General features: G+C 38.6%; 15 protein-coding genes and 3 tRNA genes. 2 read left to right on the top strand and 16 right to left on the bottom strand.

Going from position 1 to position 17,546, the window contains the following annotated elements:
• Positions 1-12 precede the first annotated feature (12 nt).
• From KJ562_01725 to KJ562_01665, 13 genes are all read right to left on the bottom strand, one after another.
• Positions 13-1,074, bottom strand: coding sequence for a Fic family protein (locus tag KJ562_01725; protein MBU3964430.1), 1,062 nt, complete (start codon positions 1,072-1,074; stop codon positions 13-15).
• A gap of 279 nt (positions 1,075-1,353) precedes the next feature.
• Positions 1,354-1,425: transfer RNA gene (locus KJ562_01720), tRNA-Arg, on the bottom strand.
• A 108-nt stretch (positions 1,426-1,533) separates the two neighbouring features.
• Positions 1,534-1,854, bottom strand: a complete 321-nt coding sequence (locus KJ562_01715; GenBank protein MBU3964429.1) for a hypothetical protein — start codon at positions 1,852-1,854, stop codon at positions 1,534-1,536.
• Positions 1,841-2,413: a hypothetical protein gene (locus KJ562_01710; protein ID MBU3964428.1), complete on the bottom strand. Its 573-nt coding sequence runs from the start codon at positions 2,411-2,413 to the stop codon at positions 1,841-1,843. Before KJ562_01710 ends, KJ562_01715 begins: the two co-directional genes overlap by 14 nt.
• Positions 2,403-2,936 (bottom strand): hypothetical protein, encoded by a 534-nt coding sequence (locus KJ562_01705; GenBank protein MBU3964427.1) that lies wholly within the window; start codon positions 2,934-2,936, stop codon positions 2,403-2,405. The genes KJ562_01710 and KJ562_01705 overlap by 11 nt, the downstream gene beginning before the upstream one ends.
• A complete protein-coding gene (gene pilM, locus KJ562_01700; GenBank protein ID MBU3964426.1) occupies positions 2,929-4,026 on the bottom strand; it encodes a type IV pilus assembly protein PilM in 1,098 nt (365 codons plus the stop codon). Before pilM ends, KJ562_01705 begins: the two co-directional genes overlap by 8 nt.
• Entirely contained in the window at positions 4,023-5,486 is a 1,464-nt protein-coding gene (locus KJ562_01695) for a hypothetical protein (GenBank protein MBU3964425.1), read from the bottom strand. The genes pilM and KJ562_01695 overlap by 4 nt, the downstream gene beginning before the upstream one ends.
• Entirely contained in the window at positions 5,486-6,481 is a 996-nt protein-coding gene (locus KJ562_01690) for a prepilin-type N-terminal cleavage/methylation domain-containing protein (protein MBU3964424.1), read from the bottom strand. The genes KJ562_01695 and KJ562_01690 overlap by 1 nt, the downstream gene beginning before the upstream one ends.
• A 12-nt stretch (positions 6,482-6,493) precedes the next feature.
• A complete protein-coding gene (locus KJ562_01685; GenBank protein MBU3964423.1) occupies positions 6,494-8,350 on the bottom strand; it encodes a type II secretion system GspH family protein in 1,857 nt (618 codons plus the stop codon).
• A gap of 39 nt (positions 8,351-8,389) precedes the next feature.
• Positions 8,390-9,601: a type II secretion system F family protein gene (locus KJ562_01680; GenBank protein MBU3964422.1), complete on the bottom strand. Its 1,212-nt coding sequence runs from the start codon at positions 9,599-9,601 to the stop codon at positions 8,390-8,392.
• 10 nt (positions 9,602-9,611) lie between these two features.
• The gene (locus tag KJ562_01675; GenBank protein ID MBU3964421.1) at positions 9,612-11,366 is read right to left on the bottom strand and encodes a GspE/PulE family protein; all 1,755 of its coding nucleotides are present in this window, start codon (positions 11,364-11,366) and stop codon (positions 9,612-9,614) included.
• 25 nt (positions 11,367-11,391) lie between these two features.
• Positions 11,392-11,781: a response regulator gene (locus KJ562_01670; protein ID MBU3964420.1), complete on the bottom strand. Its 390-nt coding sequence runs from the start codon at positions 11,779-11,781 to the stop codon at positions 11,392-11,394.
• Between the two features lie 49 nt (positions 11,782-11,830).
• A complete protein-coding gene (locus KJ562_01665) occupies positions 11,831-12,787 on the bottom strand; it encodes a HAMP domain-containing histidine kinase (protein ID MBU3964419.1) in 957 nt (318 codons plus the stop codon).
• Positions 12,788-12,884: 97 nt separating this feature from the next.
• On the opposite strand from KJ562_01665, the gene KJ562_01660 reads away from it, so the two are divergent.
• Positions 12,885-12,958 (top strand) — tRNA-Pro (locus KJ562_01660).
• A 106-nt stretch (positions 12,959-13,064) separates the two neighbouring features.
• On the opposite strand, the gene KJ562_01655 is transcribed toward KJ562_01660, so the two are convergent.
• Genes KJ562_01655 through KJ562_01645 form a run of 3 tightly spaced genes read right to left on the bottom strand, consistent with a single transcriptional unit; the run spans position 13,065 to position 17,133 of the window.
• On the bottom strand, positions 13,065-15,416 hold the full coding sequence (locus KJ562_01655; GenBank protein MBU3964418.1) for a heavy metal translocating P-type ATPase: 2,352 nt from the start codon (positions 15,414-15,416) through the stop codon (positions 13,065-13,067).
• Positions 15,331-16,851 (bottom strand): sulfite exporter TauE/SafE family protein, encoded by a 1,521-nt coding sequence (locus tag KJ562_01650; protein MBU3964417.1) that lies wholly within the window; start codon positions 16,849-16,851, stop codon positions 15,331-15,333. The genes KJ562_01655 and KJ562_01650 overlap by 86 nt, the downstream gene beginning before the upstream one ends.
• A 9-nt stretch (positions 16,852-16,860) precedes the next feature.
• The gene (locus KJ562_01645; GenBank protein ID MBU3964416.1) at positions 16,861-17,133 is read right to left on the bottom strand and encodes a metal-sensing transcriptional repressor; all 273 of its coding nucleotides are present in this window, start codon (positions 17,131-17,133) and stop codon (positions 16,861-16,863) included.
• A 170-nt stretch (positions 17,134-17,303) separates the two neighbouring features.
• Here KJ562_01645 and KJ562_01640 point away from each other — a divergent pair.
• Positions 17,304-17,377, top strand: a tRNA-Gly gene (locus KJ562_01640).
• Positions 17,378-17,546 lie beyond the last annotated feature (169 nt).

Below are 17,546 nucleotides of genomic sequence, written 5' to 3'. Positions count from 1 at the left end.
TATAAATGATTTTTATATCTTCCTATACCTTGTGCTTCGGCCAAGGCCAATGCGTTCGATTTTCTTAAGGCGCAAAAGTCTATCCATCACTTGATTAACTGTAGGACGAGCAATTTTTGCTTTTTTAGCGATTTCGCCGGGACTTACTTCGTCCACTTCTTGCAAATACTGCCATACTGCAAGTTGTTTCCTTGAAAGAAGTTTTTCTATGTTTTCTTTAGATAATAACTCAACAGCCATCTGCGATTGTTTAAGGAAAATAGTTAAAAAGAAATCGAGCCACGGAATAATGTTTTCGCGTTTTGTCTTAAATGTTTTCTGACTTTGACGAAGCGCAAGATAATATTCCGGCTTATTGTCTTCGACTAATTTCTCATGAGAAATATAGGGCACATATAAATAGCCCTCTTTTAATAAAAGAAGGTTGGTCAAAACACGGGAAAGCCGACCATTGCCATCTTGAAATGGATGTATTTGTAAAAAATCAACCAAAAAACTACCAATAACCAGAAGTGGATGATATTTTTTTTCATTCAGTACGCATTGAGTCCACTCAATCAATTCCTGCATTTCTTTCGGCGTGAGATATGCCGGCGCAGTATCAAAAAGATCGCCAACAGATTCGCCAACTGCATTAATCATATGCACTTTGTTTTCTTCTTTTTTGTAATCACCTCGGTGAATCTCATCCTTTTGGACATACTTAAGAAGCTCTTTGTGAAAATGCTTAATAGTATTTTCTGAAAATTTAAGAGATTTCCAAGAATTAAAAATATTTTCGAGCAATTCAAAATAACCTTTCACTTCTTGCTTATCCCTATCAGTGAATTTTTGAATATCAATACCTCGCATCAATTTTTCTACATCCTCATCAGAAAGACGAGCGCCCTCAATACGAGTAGAGGCGCCAGTGGAGGTAATCAAAACCGACTGCTTCAAGCGACCTAAAATCTGCGGACTTAATCGTGCGCCAGCAATCCATTGTCCTTTTAATTCATCAATCTGTGTTATTTTTGACCATATCTTAGCTGGAATCTGAGATAATCGTTGGTCAAATCGTTTATTTTTTGTCATAAATTATCTTATACTTTAACTATATAAGATTATATTAGATTACAAAACAAAAGTCAAACAACCAGTAAACATAAAACCCAAAAACCCTTGTAAATACAAGGGTTTTTGGCATTTTTGGTGGCTAAGCGGACTCGAACCGCCTCTGGAAACTCCACAAGTTTCTGTGCTGCCATTACACCATAGCCACCATAATAATATTAATTTCTAATTTCTAATTTTATCTTTTATTTTTAACTTTTCATTTTTAACCTTTAATTTAGACCACGAAGTGGTCGCTTGTGCCCTCGATAGGAATCGAACCTATATCTAGGCCTTAGAAGGGCCCTATTCTATCCGTTGAACTACGAGGGCTAATGCTTCACACTATACAATAAAAACCCTACTTAAATCAAGCCCTTGAGGCGGACAGGCCCGCCTCAAGGAGTATTAGCGCAAAATAATTAGAAAAATAATTCCCTCTTATTGCTGAATATTTGTATGGAAAAACGGATTAAAATAAATTTTAGAGTCAGTATTTTCAAAGTTCGCTTTCCTCTGGCGATAGTTTTCCAGAAACTGCTGGTATGACTCATCGCCAAGCTGAACCTCTTGCGGTCTTGCCTCGGGTTCATCAATTATGACCAAGAAACCATAATAATAAAAAATTACAGCTCCAATAAAAAGAGATACAAAAACAAGGGTTAAAAATACAACAAATGCCCTTTCCCCTAAAAACCAAAGAACTCTTCTTGATATCCGCTTTGCGCCCTTGATATTTATTCTAAAATTAATTCTTGGCATAGGCCTCGATTGAAAGATAAATTTCTACATAATCCCCGCCAAATTTTGACTCTTCTGCCCCTTGGACTTGCCTTACGCTTGAAATGTCAAATGTCGTTTCCTTTATTAACCACCTGCTGTTTTCTAATTTTTCAAGAAATTTCATCGCATCAACAAACTTACCCATACCATCAATCCTGAACACCATATAATCCCATTGTCCATTATTATTCTCATGAAAGGCGACAGGGGAAATCTTTAAAACAAGATTAAGATTTAATGCCTCTTCTTTAAAAAAATTAATAAAACTCACTGGTATCTCCGGGTCAATTAAGGATTCTGCCTGGAGGAGATTATCCATTTCAGCAAGCCCTTCTTCATAAAATTGAAAATTCTTTTCAAAATCCTCAAAGCTTTGAGCTAAAAACTCAATTGACGCAAGCTCCTGACGGCGAAGCGCCAATTCTTTTGAGCTCAAGTTAATCGCCCTTAATGCCGGAAAAATACAAAACATAAAAAGCAAAAACACTGTGAGTATTATCAAGAATATAGATAAATAAAATATTTTTCTATAATTCATATTTTAGCTTAAAACTCACTCTAAAAATTATATTGTTTGGCTCAAGCCAATCCGGCAATACAAAGTTGATGTCTTCAAAATCGTCTTGGCTTCTAACCCTTTCGCGGAATTGATAAATTGAATCAATTGTCGGTGCATAGCAGGTAAAAGTCACGCGCGAGCCCTCCTCCTGATATGAGAACCTTTCTAAATACATATCCTGAAGAAGTAATTTAGAGATCCTTTCCAAAAAATCTGTAAGAGGAAATTGGCTCTGATAAAAATCATTCAGTCCTGACAAGGTGCGATTGACTGATTTTATTTTCTCCTGAAGAATATTTACCTTAATATTTTTTCCTTTTGCTTCGTCTACTAAAATGTCCTGCTCCCTTATCTGGCCAGCGATATAAAACCTCATAGAAAGCAAAATCAAGGCGAATGAAAGGACTGATGCCACGACTAAAATGCCTAAAATCCAAATCAATTTTAATTGCTTTTCTCGCCTCCTCTTACCTTTTTCAATTGGTGGCAATAAATTAATCATATAGTTCAATTTTGTATCCCCTCAAGGCAAGTCCTATGGCTGTTGTAAAAGGGAGTAGCTCGTCTTTAGATATTTTCTTATTCAATTTCTCTTCCAATGGAAGATTTGTTAATGGATCCCCCTTTTGAACCTTCAGCCCTGTTTCTTCAGACATAAAACCAGTTAACCCTTTAATCCTTGCTCCGCCTCCGCAGAAAATCAATTCTTTCACATCCATATCAGCGCTATCTTTTACTTTCTGGGAAGAATGGGTTTGATAATAATCAATATGTTTATTGATTTCCTCTATAAATCCGGTTATTGAGGGAAGGAGCGCCTCAAATATTCTTTTAGACCGTTCTCCTTTCTTTTGAAATCCATATAGAAGTTGCGCTTTATACGCTTCTTGCGGGCTAATTTTTAATGCCTTAGATAAAACAGTTGTTAAGCTATTTGTAGAAAATGGGATAAACGAAGTAAAGCGCAGAGAATTGCCTGAATAAACACTAAAATTCGTAGAAGTTGCGCCCATATCAACAATGAAAACCGGTTTCTGGATATAAGAACCCTTTATCAGCGCTCGCGCAGTTGCCTGGGATTCGGTTTCCATGGCAACAGGAATAAGGCCGGCCTCATAAATCGCAGACACATAAGGGTCAACTGTTTTTCTCGGCAAAGCAGCTATCAGAACTTCCACGAAACTATTATCTTTATCCAATGACTGAACAATCTGTGAATCAAGATAAACTTTGTCTATTGAAAACGGAATATAGTTCTCTGCCTCAAATCGTACAGCTTCCTTTATTTCCTGCGCAGGCATTATCGGCATACGAAGCAACCGTATAAACGACTTTTCTTCTGGTAGAGACACAATCACCTGATTAGTATCAAGCCCCCTAAGTTTGCTAACTATTTTTTTTATAAAATCAGCAAGTTTTTCTATATCTTTGACTTCCCCGCCTTGAATTATGCCATCTGGCAAAAGAATTCCTTTGAGCGACTCTATTCTTAAATGTCTTCTGTGTTTCTTTAATGAAACCGCTTTTAAAGACAGGTCAGAAATATCTAACCCAAATGTCCCGGGATGTAAATTAAGCACATTAAACTTCATTGTATTTCTTCCCACTTTTTATAACTAAACTCCTCTGAAATAGATGGTAAAAACGGCGGGGGATTAAAGCTCATAGTCGGGTCATAGATATTCTGCCTCTCTTTATAGCCAGAGACCCATACACTGCCAGATGTCCATTTTGTGCCCACTCTGCCGTTGCTAATGATAGAGCCAAACATATTTAGCTGTTCTTTTTTAGCATAACTCGGATAACTATACGGAGAATAATAATTTCTTCCAAAATGGCCGGTCTGGGCTATGAACACTCCTTGCAGGTCCAAATAATTAGGCGAGTCAGGGGTTATCAAAACATTGTTCTGCCCAAGAACCACCAAACTGTCGGAATTATCAGGATTCAAATATACAATATCGTCTTTCAGCCAAACATTTCTTGTTGTGCTCGGTGTAATCAGGTCAGCGATAGCCATAGTGATTTTTCCGCTCACCGTACCCTGAAGCCAAACATTGTCTTCAATAAATACCAATCCGCAATCGCTTAAATTGTAATTAACAGCCGAACTCTCTCTGCTGATTATTGAATACTCCCAGAAATAACCCAACTCCGTATCATAAGCATACACACTGCTCACTCGCTCAACTTTTCTTACAGACAACTGCCTTTGGTTGATTATAACATGATAACCATAAGCATTTGAAGGAGGAATATATATGCCCTTGCCCTCTCCTTCTGGTGGCGGTTTTGTGAGTCCTTTTATTGTGCCCAAATCAATGGTAATCCCCTCAAAGTCAAAATGGGACACGCCTGTTCTGAATAAATCTTCGTTGCCATTGGCAGTAGTAAAAACACCAGAGCAAACGCATCCTTGCAATGGGCTATAATCGCACTCCTGTGGGCATGGAGAACAACCATACGAATCAGTGCAAACCCATTGTTCCTGTTCAGAGCTCACAAAAGAATTATTTTGCCCATCCATACGGATTCCTCCATTGGAATGATATGGTCCCATAATTAGCCGGTCATCTCCTGCCCAAACATTATGGTCAAGAATATATGAATATTCTGCAACCGTTGGTTTGATATAATGAACCCTTATTGTTCTGTCTGCATTGGGAAACTGATTGGTCCAGCCAGTTGAAGTCACTTGTATTGATGTAGTTATGTCGCATGGTCTCTCCTCAACAACATCCAACCGATACCTGCCGATTACTCCGATGCCCGGCAAACTATATTCGTATTCGCAGGGGTCGCAAGAAACGCAATCAGAAGGCGGACAACCAATCTCAATCCCGCCAAAAAGTTCCTGCTCTTTGTGCAGTAAATACCACCTATATCTATTTAGACCTGCTTCTGCGATATGAAGAGATTGTTCATAAGCCAACTCGTGCTGCGACTGCCTCATTTGGCTTAAGATAAAGCCCAAAAGAGCCACCAACAAAACCAAAAACACTGAACCAAAGACCAATATATAAGTGATGACAAATCCTTTTTCCCTATTCATTATTCGTTATCAAAAATTAAATTTCTTAATTGAACTTTGCTTTGCAGATAATAATCATCGGGCGCGCGATTCGGCTCAACATTCACTATCAACATAATCTTTATAATCTTAGTGCTGTTTATTCTTTCTATCGGGTCAATTATTTCCTGCCCATCTTTATCATAATATTTAAAAACGGTTTTTTGTGGACTGTTTATTTGATTTTGAACATAGCGGGACAATACAGTTATTTCCTCCGTATCTGTAAGGTATTGTGGAATATCGCCGATTGGCTCAACAACCCCTCTCTTAAACTCTCTTTCCTTTCCTGCTTCCTCTGCCTGCCAATTTAATTGAAACTGCGCGCGCATAGCAAAATATCCCGGAGAACAAATGTCATTAACATAGCTACTGGCATCAGCTGTCAATTGCAAATAATTATCAGACGCCTGACCCATAACATCAAAGCTCATTATTCCGTTCCAGACAGTTGAACAATCTTCGCAAGATGACACGCTGGAACAAATTGAACCCAATAAAACACTATCAGCATAAATATTGGCGAGTTCGCTAGACAGCCCGAAATCGCCCTTAACGCCTACCTGTACTACTGCTTGATTTAATGTTCCATTAAAAAAATCAGAAAATACTATTGAACATGAGCCCCCGTCAATATAGGTAACGCATTCCTGCGTCTGTTGATAATCTGAAGTCCCTCCCAAAAAATATCTTACTCTTTCTATGTCATTGTCTTTATCAATGTCGCTGAAAAAAATGAGTTCGTTGTCTTGGGCTGATAAAAGCACATATGACCCGTCTTCGCCGGTAATTGCTTCTCTGATTTCTCTTATCATTGTCTTCATCCCTCTCCTTGCCTCATTGGTTGCGTGCGCCTGATGCCAAGCATAGCTATCAACGCGATAAATGGCAGGGATGATAGAAAATAACCCTGTTGTTATAACGCTTAAAATAAACACAGCGACAATTGTTTCTATTAATGTAAATCCTTTATTCATAGTGAGAATCGTTTATTCATATCTCTCTATGCCTACTTCTTTATAATTATTTCCTGAAACAGCAATAGGAATCGTTTCTTCATAATAATTTTGCGCCTGAATCTCTAAAACATAATTTGCGCTTATTTGCAAAGGAAGGAACAACGCTTCTCCTGACTCATTCGTAGTCAAGCTCACATCATATCCTAATCCTTGATTGGAAAGTCGGACTCCAGCGCCAAAAACCGGCTCTGCGATTGAAACATCTTTAACTTTAACGAGTAAAGAATTGTCTGATTCAAGGTATAGAGTAAATCCCGTGCTTGTGCCTGATAAAAGATTAAAAGGCATTGGGCTCAAACTACTGTTAAGATTAAGCGCGCTTCCGTTTTTTATAAAACCTGAAAAATAGTAATTATCTGTTTCTAATCCTGATATTAATTTATGCCCGCCTGAATCTGATGTTAGTGTTTCTGAATATTTATAAATCAAGTATTCCTCGATATCTGTCCCAACTGTCTTGTCTCCCCTAATATCGAAACTCACATTGGAAATAATTGTCTCCTCGCCATTCTTCCAAGAAGCGCGCCATTCATATAAGGTGGGTGTTTTAAGGACATCGCTTGTTGAAAAATTCGCCCCTATTTTTAATTCAGAATATTTATTAATATCCATTTGGCTTAAATCAACGGGTGACATTTCTAAGCCACTGCTATTTCCCGGGATATCAATATCAGGAACCAAAAGCCACGAACTACTGGTTGCATAAAAGACCTGATATGTAATATCTGTATCTGTGTCTTCTAATTCCGACCATTCAAAATCATACCATTCAGTAATCTCGCCGGGAACTATTGGCGTTGATTCTAAATATCCTGAATCAAAATAACTAATAGGGGAGCTGGTTGCTAGAGTTGCTTGTCCGTTGGATACAATAAGATTCTCTATTGTAGAGATTTTGTTCTGGTTCAGAAAAGTATCAAAAAAACTATCTCCGCTCCAAGCGAGCGCTGTGCTAATATTCAAATCGCTCAACAAATCAATGATAAAAGTAATCGGATAGAGCTCTCCTTCATTGATTGTTGGATTTTTCCTGTTTGGCGTGGAGATTATTGTTCCTCCGTATGTGTCTCCAGAACGAAATGTCTCGGCTGCGGCATAACCACTCTTTGAAACAATAATTTTATAATCATCCGGCTCCAATGACTCATCCAAAATTAAAACCCTGACCCCGGGGTTATTGGTATCTGTGCCATAACATTGGTCAAGGCCATACCCATTGTTTATTATATTGATTGAACTCGCAGAACATGGGGCTAATTGGTCCCCAGTCAAAATCTCTATTGGCTGGCCCAAGCTATCGCTTAAAGAAACCCTCATAGCCCCCTTGCCTTCCCCTGTTTCCAATGATTCAGAGGCAGCATAAGAGCTTAAAACCATTTCACCGCCAAAAAAGGTCTGCCAGGAAACCCTTACTTTTATTTTTTTATAATCATCAGGCGCGGTATCCGGCAAAACAATTGCTCCAGAACAATCAAATCCCTCAATAGTCCCGTCCGCGCAATCGTCAAAATCCTCTACTATTGTTTCCGTATTATATTCAACGCCATTAACGACAATACTTTCTTGGGTTGTTTCAATGTCAACAAAGTTCAATCCTCGCATCTCTTCTATTTTTTCTGACGCCAAATACACTGCCTGCATTCTGGCTTTGGATTGCGCCACTACCCTTACTGCTAACTGAAAACCGCCGAAAATCCCCAAAAAAATAATGGAGATTAAAAGAGTGGCAACAAGCACCTCTATTAAGGTGAACCCCCCATTTTGATTGTAAGAAAAAAAGCGGGGAGTCAATCCTTTATTGGATAATTTCTTTTTTATCTTTTTCACTTTTTATTTTGTGTTTTGTGTTTTTCGCTTTACGATTCCTCACATGCCCGACATTATTGAATAAATCGGCTGAACCATGGCAATTGCAAAAAAAGCGACAACAGCTCCAACAAAGAGTAAAAGAACCGGCTCTATAATAGACGATAAATTCTTAGTAATATTATTTACCTGGCCCTCAAAAAAATTAGCTAATTTGGAAAGCATACCAGATGTTTCGCCGGTCTCTTCGCCAACTTGAAGCATCTGTAAAAATAGGTTCGGATAAAGATTCGGGAACTTAGACATAGCAGAAGACAATCGTTCTCCTTTTTGGACTTTTTTGGCAGCGTCTTTAAGCGCGTCTTTGAAATGAGTATTGCTCACTGCGCCAACCGAAATCCCCAATGCTGTAACAATCGGGACCCCTCCTTGAATCAATGCGCTCAAGGTGATAGAAGTATAGGCGCAATTAATTTTTTTAATTAACCCTGATATTACTGGAATTCGCAAAAGCCATGCGTCAAAATACTTCTTGCCGGTCTTATTTCTTATTAGAATTATAATTGCAAAGACCAATACCAATAATATTAAAATTACTATATACCACCTATTGACTAAGAAATTCCCGAGTCCGATTACAAGCAATGTCATCGGAGGAAGGTCTACTCCCAACTCCTCAAATGTTTTACTAAGCTGAGGCACGACCTTGACCAACATAATAACTCCAATAACAAGCATTGCTGCAATAATCACTGCTGGATAAACCATCGCCCCAATCACCTTTGACTTCAACTCATGAGCTCTTTCAAGTTGGATGGCGAGAATATCAAGAACCTCTTCCATTTTACCTGTTTGCTCTCCGACTTGAACCATACTGTAATATATTTCCGGAAAAACCCTTGGATATTTTTTCAGAGCATCTGAAAGAGTTGTCCCCTTAATAATCTCATTTTTAATATTGGCTAAAACCTTCTTAAAATATTTGTTCTTCGCCTGAGTGCTCAAAATTTCCAATGACCTTGGCAAAGGGACTCCCGCAGCAATCATCACCTGCAGATTCCTTGTTGCCATCAGTTTCTCTGTAAGAGAAACATATTTTATGCCTAAAGAAATTTTTATCTTCTTATTCGGCGCTTTCCCAGCTTCCGCTGAAATCAAAAAAAACCCATCCTGCTTAAGCATGCTTGCCAATTCTTTTTTACTCTTGGCCTCTACTGTTCCTTTTTTGCTTTTCCCGCTGAACGATTTTGCAGTATATGAATAGACAGACATAAATTTTGAGTTATTCCATTATTACTCTCAGCACCTCTTCTATGGTCGTAATGCCCTGGGCTGCTTTAACCAAACCATCTTCCACCATTGTTCTCATTCCCTCTTTAATGGCCTGGTCTTTTATTTTTTCTGAAAAAACGCCTTCATCAATCAATCTCTTGATTGACTCGGTGATGGGCAAGACCTCAAAAATACCGCTCCTGCCTTTATATCCTTCCGGACACGACTTGCTCTTTTTGGGATGATAAAAATTGATATCTGTGAGCTTCTGACTCTGTTTTATTATTTTATCTTCTTTTAGGGCGGCGAGAAATCTTGAACAATCGCATTGCTTGGATAAATTTTTAATAATTGTCTGACTTGGCGCGTATTCCTCTCCTGAAGCGCATAATCTCCTGACCAACCGCTGGGCAAGAACAACATTGAGGGTAGAAGCGATTAGGAACGGTTCTATTTTCATATCTATCAATCTTGGAATTGCTCCGGCAGCGTCATTTGTATGAAGTGTTGATAAAACAAGGTGTCCGGTGAGGGCGGCATTTATTGCCAAAGAAGCAGTTTCATTGTCGCGGATTTCGCCAACCATTATAATATCAGGGTCTTGTCTTAATAAAGACCTTAACCCACTAGAGAATGTAAGCCCAATTTTCGGCATAACCTGTGTTTGGTTGACTCTCGGTATCCGGTATTCAATAGGGTCCTCCACAGTGCAGATATTAATTTCCGGGGTATTCAACATCTCCAAGATTGAATACAGGGTAGTGGTTTTTCCAGAACCAGTAGGCCCTGTCACTAAAATCAAGCCAGTCGGTCTCTTAATCGCTGAATGGATGTATTCTAAGGCCTCGCCCTTAAGGCCTAATTCTTCCAACGAATATCCCTTGGCTCCTTCTGCTAAAAGTCGCATAACCACCTTTTCACCAGTCAAAACAGGGAGGACTGAAACTCTTACTGAATATTTATCGTCATTGCTTTTGAACTTAAATCGTCCATCTTGGGGCAATCGTTGCTCATCCAGTTTGAGATTAGAAAGAACCTTAATTCTCGCAACAATACCCGGGGCAATTTGCTTGGGTAATGTCATAGCATCGTGCAATATGCCATCAATCCTATAACGAACCAAGACCTCTTTTTCTGTCGGCTCTATGTGAATATCTGAAGCCCTATCTAAAACCGCATGCCTTAAAAGAGTATCAACAATTCTTATAACAGGCAGTTCCTCGGCTACTTTTTTAAGATTTTGTTTTTCTTTGTCTCCAAATTCTCTTTTAAAAGGAATAACCTTCACGCCATTTGCGTCTTTTTTTATAAGGTCTTGGAATTCCGCTTTTAAAGTTTTTCTATACTGGGCTAAGGCGTTCTTAATCCCTTCCGGAGAAGTCAGGCGAGGGAGGATTTTCAGGTTGGATTTCTTTTTGATAAACTCTATGGTTTGTAAGTCATCCGGGTCAATCATCGCCACCTCTAAATTTTTCTTGTCTTTTCTGAAAGCGACTATGTTGTTAGAACGGGCGATTGGTTCTGGAATGATTTCTAAAACATCGCTTGGGATTATGGACTGCTCTAAATTAATAAACGGCATCCCGAGAATATATGCTTTAAGCCGAGCCAAATCGTCAGGGGAAATAAAATCATGAGAGGATAGAACATCCTCTATATTCTGGTCATTGGCTTTAGCTATCTGCTCTACCTTCTTAAATTGCTCTTTTGTGACTAAATCAGCGTCTAAAATGAACGCTTTTAATCTTTTAACATCAAGTTTCATAATAAAAAACAGAGTAAAAAATTAATTATGCCTTGCTGTCTATGTTTTTTTTTGCCAGGGCTTGTTCAACTTTTTCTATGACCTCGTTCAAGCTGTAGTTTGCCTTTACTAAATAAGTGGTTGCTCCAAGCTCAATTGCTTTTTCAACCTCTCCGGCGTTTTCCAAATTAGTTAGTATCATTACCGGAATATTTGATGTGGTTTCATCTTTCCTCAACTCCTCTAAAACTTCTAACCCGTGTTTTTTGGGCAATATCAGGTCTAAAAGAATTAAGTCCGGCTTTTCGCTCTTCGCCAAGCGGAGACCTATTTCGCCATCAAGCGCTGACTTCACATCAAAACCTCTTGAGCGCAACGACTCACCAAGCGTTTTTTGGATAGCTGCCTCATCTTCTATGAATAAAATTTTGCTCATAATAGTAGAAATAATTAATTATTATTGATTAGTTATTAGTGATTAGTGATTAATTGATTGGTAGCGTGAAATAAAAGGTTGTGCCTTTGTCTTGTTGTGATTTAAACCAAATCCTTCCTTTCATTTGGTCAATAATTAATTTCGCGATAAAAAGCCCTAATCCGGTTCCATAGACCTCGGCCTTAACAGCATTTTTGGCTCGGAAAAATTTTTCAAAAATATATTTCCGGTCCTCTGCAGGAATCCCAATGCCTTCATCTGTTATCTCAAATTGGACCTTTTTTGGCAATGACTTAATTTTAATCGCTATTTTACCGCCGCCATTGCTGTAGTTGATAGCATTGCCCAAAAGGTTATCAACTACTATCTTTATCAATGGATAACTGGAAAAAACTAAAGGCGCATTTTTATCCTCATTCAATTCTATTGACAGATTAGACGCTGATGCAATTGCCCGGCATTCTTCCATAGTGCCCTTGGTAATGCCTGCTAAAGAAAATTTTGTCCTCTTGCTGTTGGTTCTACCATCTTTTAAGCGAGTAATGGTAAGCAAATCATCAATCAATTGTTCCATCCTGTAAGAATTTTCTTTTATAATATCAAAGTATTCTGATTCTTTGCCAGTAGAAAGTTTTTTAGCCACTGTGGAAAAATCTTCTGACAGAAGAAATTGGGTTGCCCACCTTAAATTGGTCAATGGAGCTCTCAATTGGTGGGAAACGATATTAACAAACTCTGCCTTCATTCTATTTGCTTCAGCCAAGTCCTCAAAACTGCGTGTAATCGTGAAAGCGATGACAAGAAGGGTCATGGAAACTATCATTACAATTAACGCCACTATTCTGGGGTCTGACACATATCTTTCGCCTATCGCATAAAATGAGATACTTGAGATGATGATTATTATGCCCATAATAAAAAATAAAAACTCGGGGCATTGCCATGCAGGAATTTGATATCTCTTACACTGTGCGAAAATATTGAATTGGAAAAATTTTTTGGCCATTAGGCACGCTTATATATTGATATATTTTAACACATTTAAAAGAAAGCAAGAAGCAACCCCTTCACAATCCACTGATTTTCCTTTAACATCATATATGCGGGGTGTAGTGCAATGGTAGCACGAATCCTTTGGGAGGATTTAGTCCCGGTTCGAGTCCGGGCACCCCGACCAGATTAAACTTTTTTCAAATTCAGAGGCGATTGGTTGTTCTATCGCCACGAACTCAACAAAAAACGGGCGGATAAAAATTCCGCCTTTATAGATATTGTTGTTTAGATTATTTAATGATTCTTGGTTTGTACGCTTTCATCAAAAGAGAGTTTGAAACAACACTAACCGATGAAAACGCCATAGCAGCGGCGGCAATCGCTGGATTTAAAAGCCAACCAGTAAAAGGATATAAAATACCAGCAGCAATAGGAATGCCGACAATATTATAAAAGAATGCCCAGAAAAGATTCTGCTTAATTTTACTTAAAGCGTATTTACTCAAATCAATCGCTGTTATCACATCTCTCAAATCATCTTTGATTAAAACTATTTCTCCTGTTTCCATAGCCACATCTGTGCCAGACCCCAATGCAATGCCTAAATCCGCCTGCGCCAGAGCTGGAGCATCATTTATTCCATCTCCAACCATTGCAACAATATTCCCTTGGCTTTGTATCTTCTTAATTTCAGCTGATTTTTCTTGCGGCAAAACCTCTGACAAAACCCTATTTATGCCAACTTGCTTGGCAATGGCTTGCCCGACCCTTTTATTATCTCCCGTAATCATTGCAACCCCCTTGCCCATCTTGTGAAGCATCTGAACTGCTTGTTTTGAATAGTCCTTAAGAGTGTCAGCCACTGCAATAATGCCAATAATCTCTTTATTTTGCGCTAAAATCATTGCTGTTTTGCCTTGGTCTTCTAAAACGACCATTTTTTCTTCTATCCTGTCTGGATTAATTTGATTGTCAGTCATTAGTTTTCTTGTTCCAAAAAGTATTTTTTTAATTCCAGACAATTGGGCCGAAACACCATGGCCGGGTATGGCTTGAAACCCTTCTGCTTTGCTCAAGACAAGATTTTTCTCTTTTGCTTTATTAATAATTGCCTGTGCCAAGGGATGCTCGGAATTCTTTTCAACTGATGCAGCAATTTGTAAGATAGAATCTTCGCTAATCTCATTCTTAACTTGGATAATATCAGTAATACTCGGCTCTCCGCGAGTTAGCGTTCCTGTTTTGTCAAAAATAACAATATTTACATTCTTAGCGATTTCCAACGCCTTACCGCTCTTAATCAAAATGCCGCTTTTGGCTGCCAAGCCAGTGCCCATCATCACAGCGGTTGGCGTTGCCAGACCTAACGCGCAAGGGCAGGCGATAATTAAGACAGCTACAAAAACTGTTAAAGCAAAAGCAAGTGATTGTCCCAATAGAAGCCAAACTAAGAGAGATAAAACAGCAATGCCAATCACAAATGGAACAAAATAAAAAGAGACCTTATCGGCCAAAAGCTGGATTGGAGCCTTAGACCCCATTGCCTGTTCCACTATTTCTATAATCTGAGCCAACATAGTGTCTTTGCCTACTCGGGTTGCTCTGAATTTCAAAACACCGGTTTTATTAATTGTTGCGCCAATCACTTCATCGCCTTTTTTCTTTTCCACGGGTATGCTTTCTCCTGTAATCGCTTTTTCATCAACGCCGGAATATCCATCAATAACAATCCCGTCAACTGGAATTTTTTCACCAGGTCTTACCAAAATAATATCACCGACTTTTACTTCAAAAATAGGAATTTTAATTTCCTCATCACCGATTATTGTGGTCGCTTCTTTTGGTTGGAGCCCAATTAACTTTTTAATCGCATCGCTTGTCTTGCCCTTGGTTATTGCTTCCAGATATTTGCCAAAAGAAATAAAAACCAAAATCATGGCTGCACTTTCATAGTAAAGATTAGCTTCTATTTTTGTTCCTAAAAATATCAAAATAGAAATAACTAAACTGTAAAAATAAGCGACAGCTGTGCCAAGAAAAATTAGTGTATCCATATTCGGAGACAAGCCCAACATTTTTCTAAAGCCAGATGCCCAGATATTAAAACAGGAAACAATAACGGCTGTTGCCAAAACAAATTGGATGATAGCGCTGTAATTTTTAAAAACTGTTGGCATTGGCAATCCAAGCATTTCGCCCATTGCCATATAGATAATCGGGAAACCAAAAACCAGGGCAAAGATAAGCCGTGTTTTTAGTTTTTTAATTTCTTGAGCTTTCACATCTTTATGATGGTCATGCGTCTCTTGCTCTGTGACTTCTTCTATCGCCATGTACCCCAATTTTTCAATTGTTTTTTGAATGCTAGCAATGCTTGTCTCTATGGGGTCAAACTCTGCATAAAGTTTCTCTGAAGCAAAATTAACATTAGCAGATTTAATTCCTGCCTCTTTTTTTAAAGCGTTTTCAATGTTTGCCACACAAGAAGCGCAGCGTATGCCAGATATTTTTAGAATCGTTTTCTGATTCATCTTCATAAAAATTAAATTTATATTTTTATTCTCCTCCACAACTGCATGCTCCGCTTGAGCCGCAGCTTCCACCCGAACCCTCTGCTCCTGATGGGTTAAATGAATCTCCATTGCTATTTAAAGAATTATATTCTGGTACTACATTGCCATCGTCAATAACTTCTATAATTCCTGAAACCATGCCCATCCAACAACTAAACTTATACTTACCCGGTTTTCCAGGAATAAATTCCTTAATGCTCGTCTGGCCTGGGGTTAGGGGAATCTCTCCGTCAAATAAATTTTTTGAAATAATGGCATTTGTACAACCACTGGTTCCTTTATCAGTGATTTCCCATCTTGCTGGCATCCCAGCCCTTACTTTAAAATAACTTGGCGAATATCCGCGAGAAGAAGCATCCATTTTTAAGATTTGCTTACCATCAACAATAGGCGCTAATCCATCTTGTTTTTGAGGCCCATTATCTTTTACAACAGCTCTTGGTTGATTAGAATTGGCGCCCAAGTCGCTAAAACTGGGCATGCCCAAAACATTTAATTGTGAATTTATATTATACAGAGCAAAGAACAAAACCAAGATTCCAGCTATTTTCAAAAACCTATGAGACAAATGGGGTTTTTGAGAAAATTTAACGCTGGACAAGCCAATCATCAAGAGCATTGGCAATGTGCCAATGGCAAATAAAAGCATAATCAAGCCACCCTGAATTGCGCTGCTAGATATTAGGGCAAGCCCTTGTGCTGTTATTGTAAAACCGCAAGGCAGGAAAAAGGTAAATGCGCCCATTAAAAATGGCATATAGCGACCCTTGAAATGAGATTCGTCAGCAATAAATCTTGTAATGAATTTTGGCATTGTAAACTGAAATTTCCTAAACGCCTTAAAGCCAAACATCTGCAGGGCCAGAAAAATCATTATAATTGAAACAGCCATAACCAAGATTGACCCAAAGCTCAAAGAAAAATTTAATCTGCTTCCAATTGCGCCCAAAACAGCCCCCAAAACGCTGTAAGAAATAATCCTGCCAGCGTTAAAAATTAAGTGTGGTTGAATTTTCTTCCACCAAGAGTCAGTATTTGAGTATAATTCTCCCCATTGTTTGGACATAGAGAGAATTATTCCGCCAACTAATGCTGCGCAACTGGAAATCCCAGCCATAAATCCAAATACTAAAAACACCAATAGTGACGACTTTGAGCTAACATTTATAAGCCCAGATAGTCCGAATCTATTCAGCCCTATGAATACAGCAACAATTAACAGCCCCCAAAATAGTGTAATGAAAAATTCCCTTGGTTTAAACCGGCTCATCTCTTTTTCTGGTTGGTCGGAAAAAATATAGCCCTCTGTTCTAAAGATTTCATTCAATCTTGCGGGCGATGGCCTTTCTCCTTCATGCTCAATTAGCGCCCTACTTTTGGCAGCCGAGGCCTCTATTGATTTTATATTTTCCAATTCCAATAATCTTTTCTCTATTAATATCTCGCAAGAAGCGCAATGCATGCCCTTTATATGATAAGTATGTTCTTTTATGTTTTCGCTCATATGATTTAGTTATTTGTTAAATAGTTTTGTGACTTTTAGAATTTCTTGGGCCTTTTCTTGTTTCATTTTTTCGTTTTTTGTTCCCATTGCCATTTTGAAACAAGTATTGAGATGATTTTCCATCAACATTTGATGGGCTGACCTCAAAAGCCCTACTGCTGCCAGGTTTTGTTGCATAATGTCAATGCAGTATTTGTCTGTTTCAACCATTTTAATGATTTTTAACATCAGCCCTTGGGTTTTTTTAAAATTTATAAGAGCCCTTTCTTTGCGAGTAGTCATGTTTTTAAAATAAGTAGTTAATGATTTATGTACACCTTAACCATAGGTGTAGGTACACGGTATCACGCAAAGATATATTGTCAATAGCAAATTTACTTTTGACAATATCTGTGCTAAATTAGAGGCATATTCTCATTTAAAAATGGTTTACCTTGCCTAATAAGTCCTCTGCGGGAGTAGTTCAATGGCAGAACTCCAGATTTCCAATCTGTTAATGCGGGTTCGATTCCCGTCTCCCGCTCCACAAGCCCTCAAACCAAAAATCCGCTGTTCAGCGGATTTTTGGTTTAGTTTGGATCGGAGCAAGAGAGTAGCGCCGTTCTCGCCCCAGCCGCGCCTTCGGCGCGGTGAGCAGGCGGACAAAAATTTCTTCCCCCCAACCCCCTTCCTTTTTGCCCGCCTGCTGGAAACCC

This window comes from Patescibacteria group bacterium (assembly GCA_018900835.1).
Lineage (GTDB): Bacteria > Patescibacteriota > Minisyncoccia > Minisyncoccales > PEYH01 > PEYH01.
This window is presented reverse-complemented; position numbering and strand designations above follow the sequence as displayed.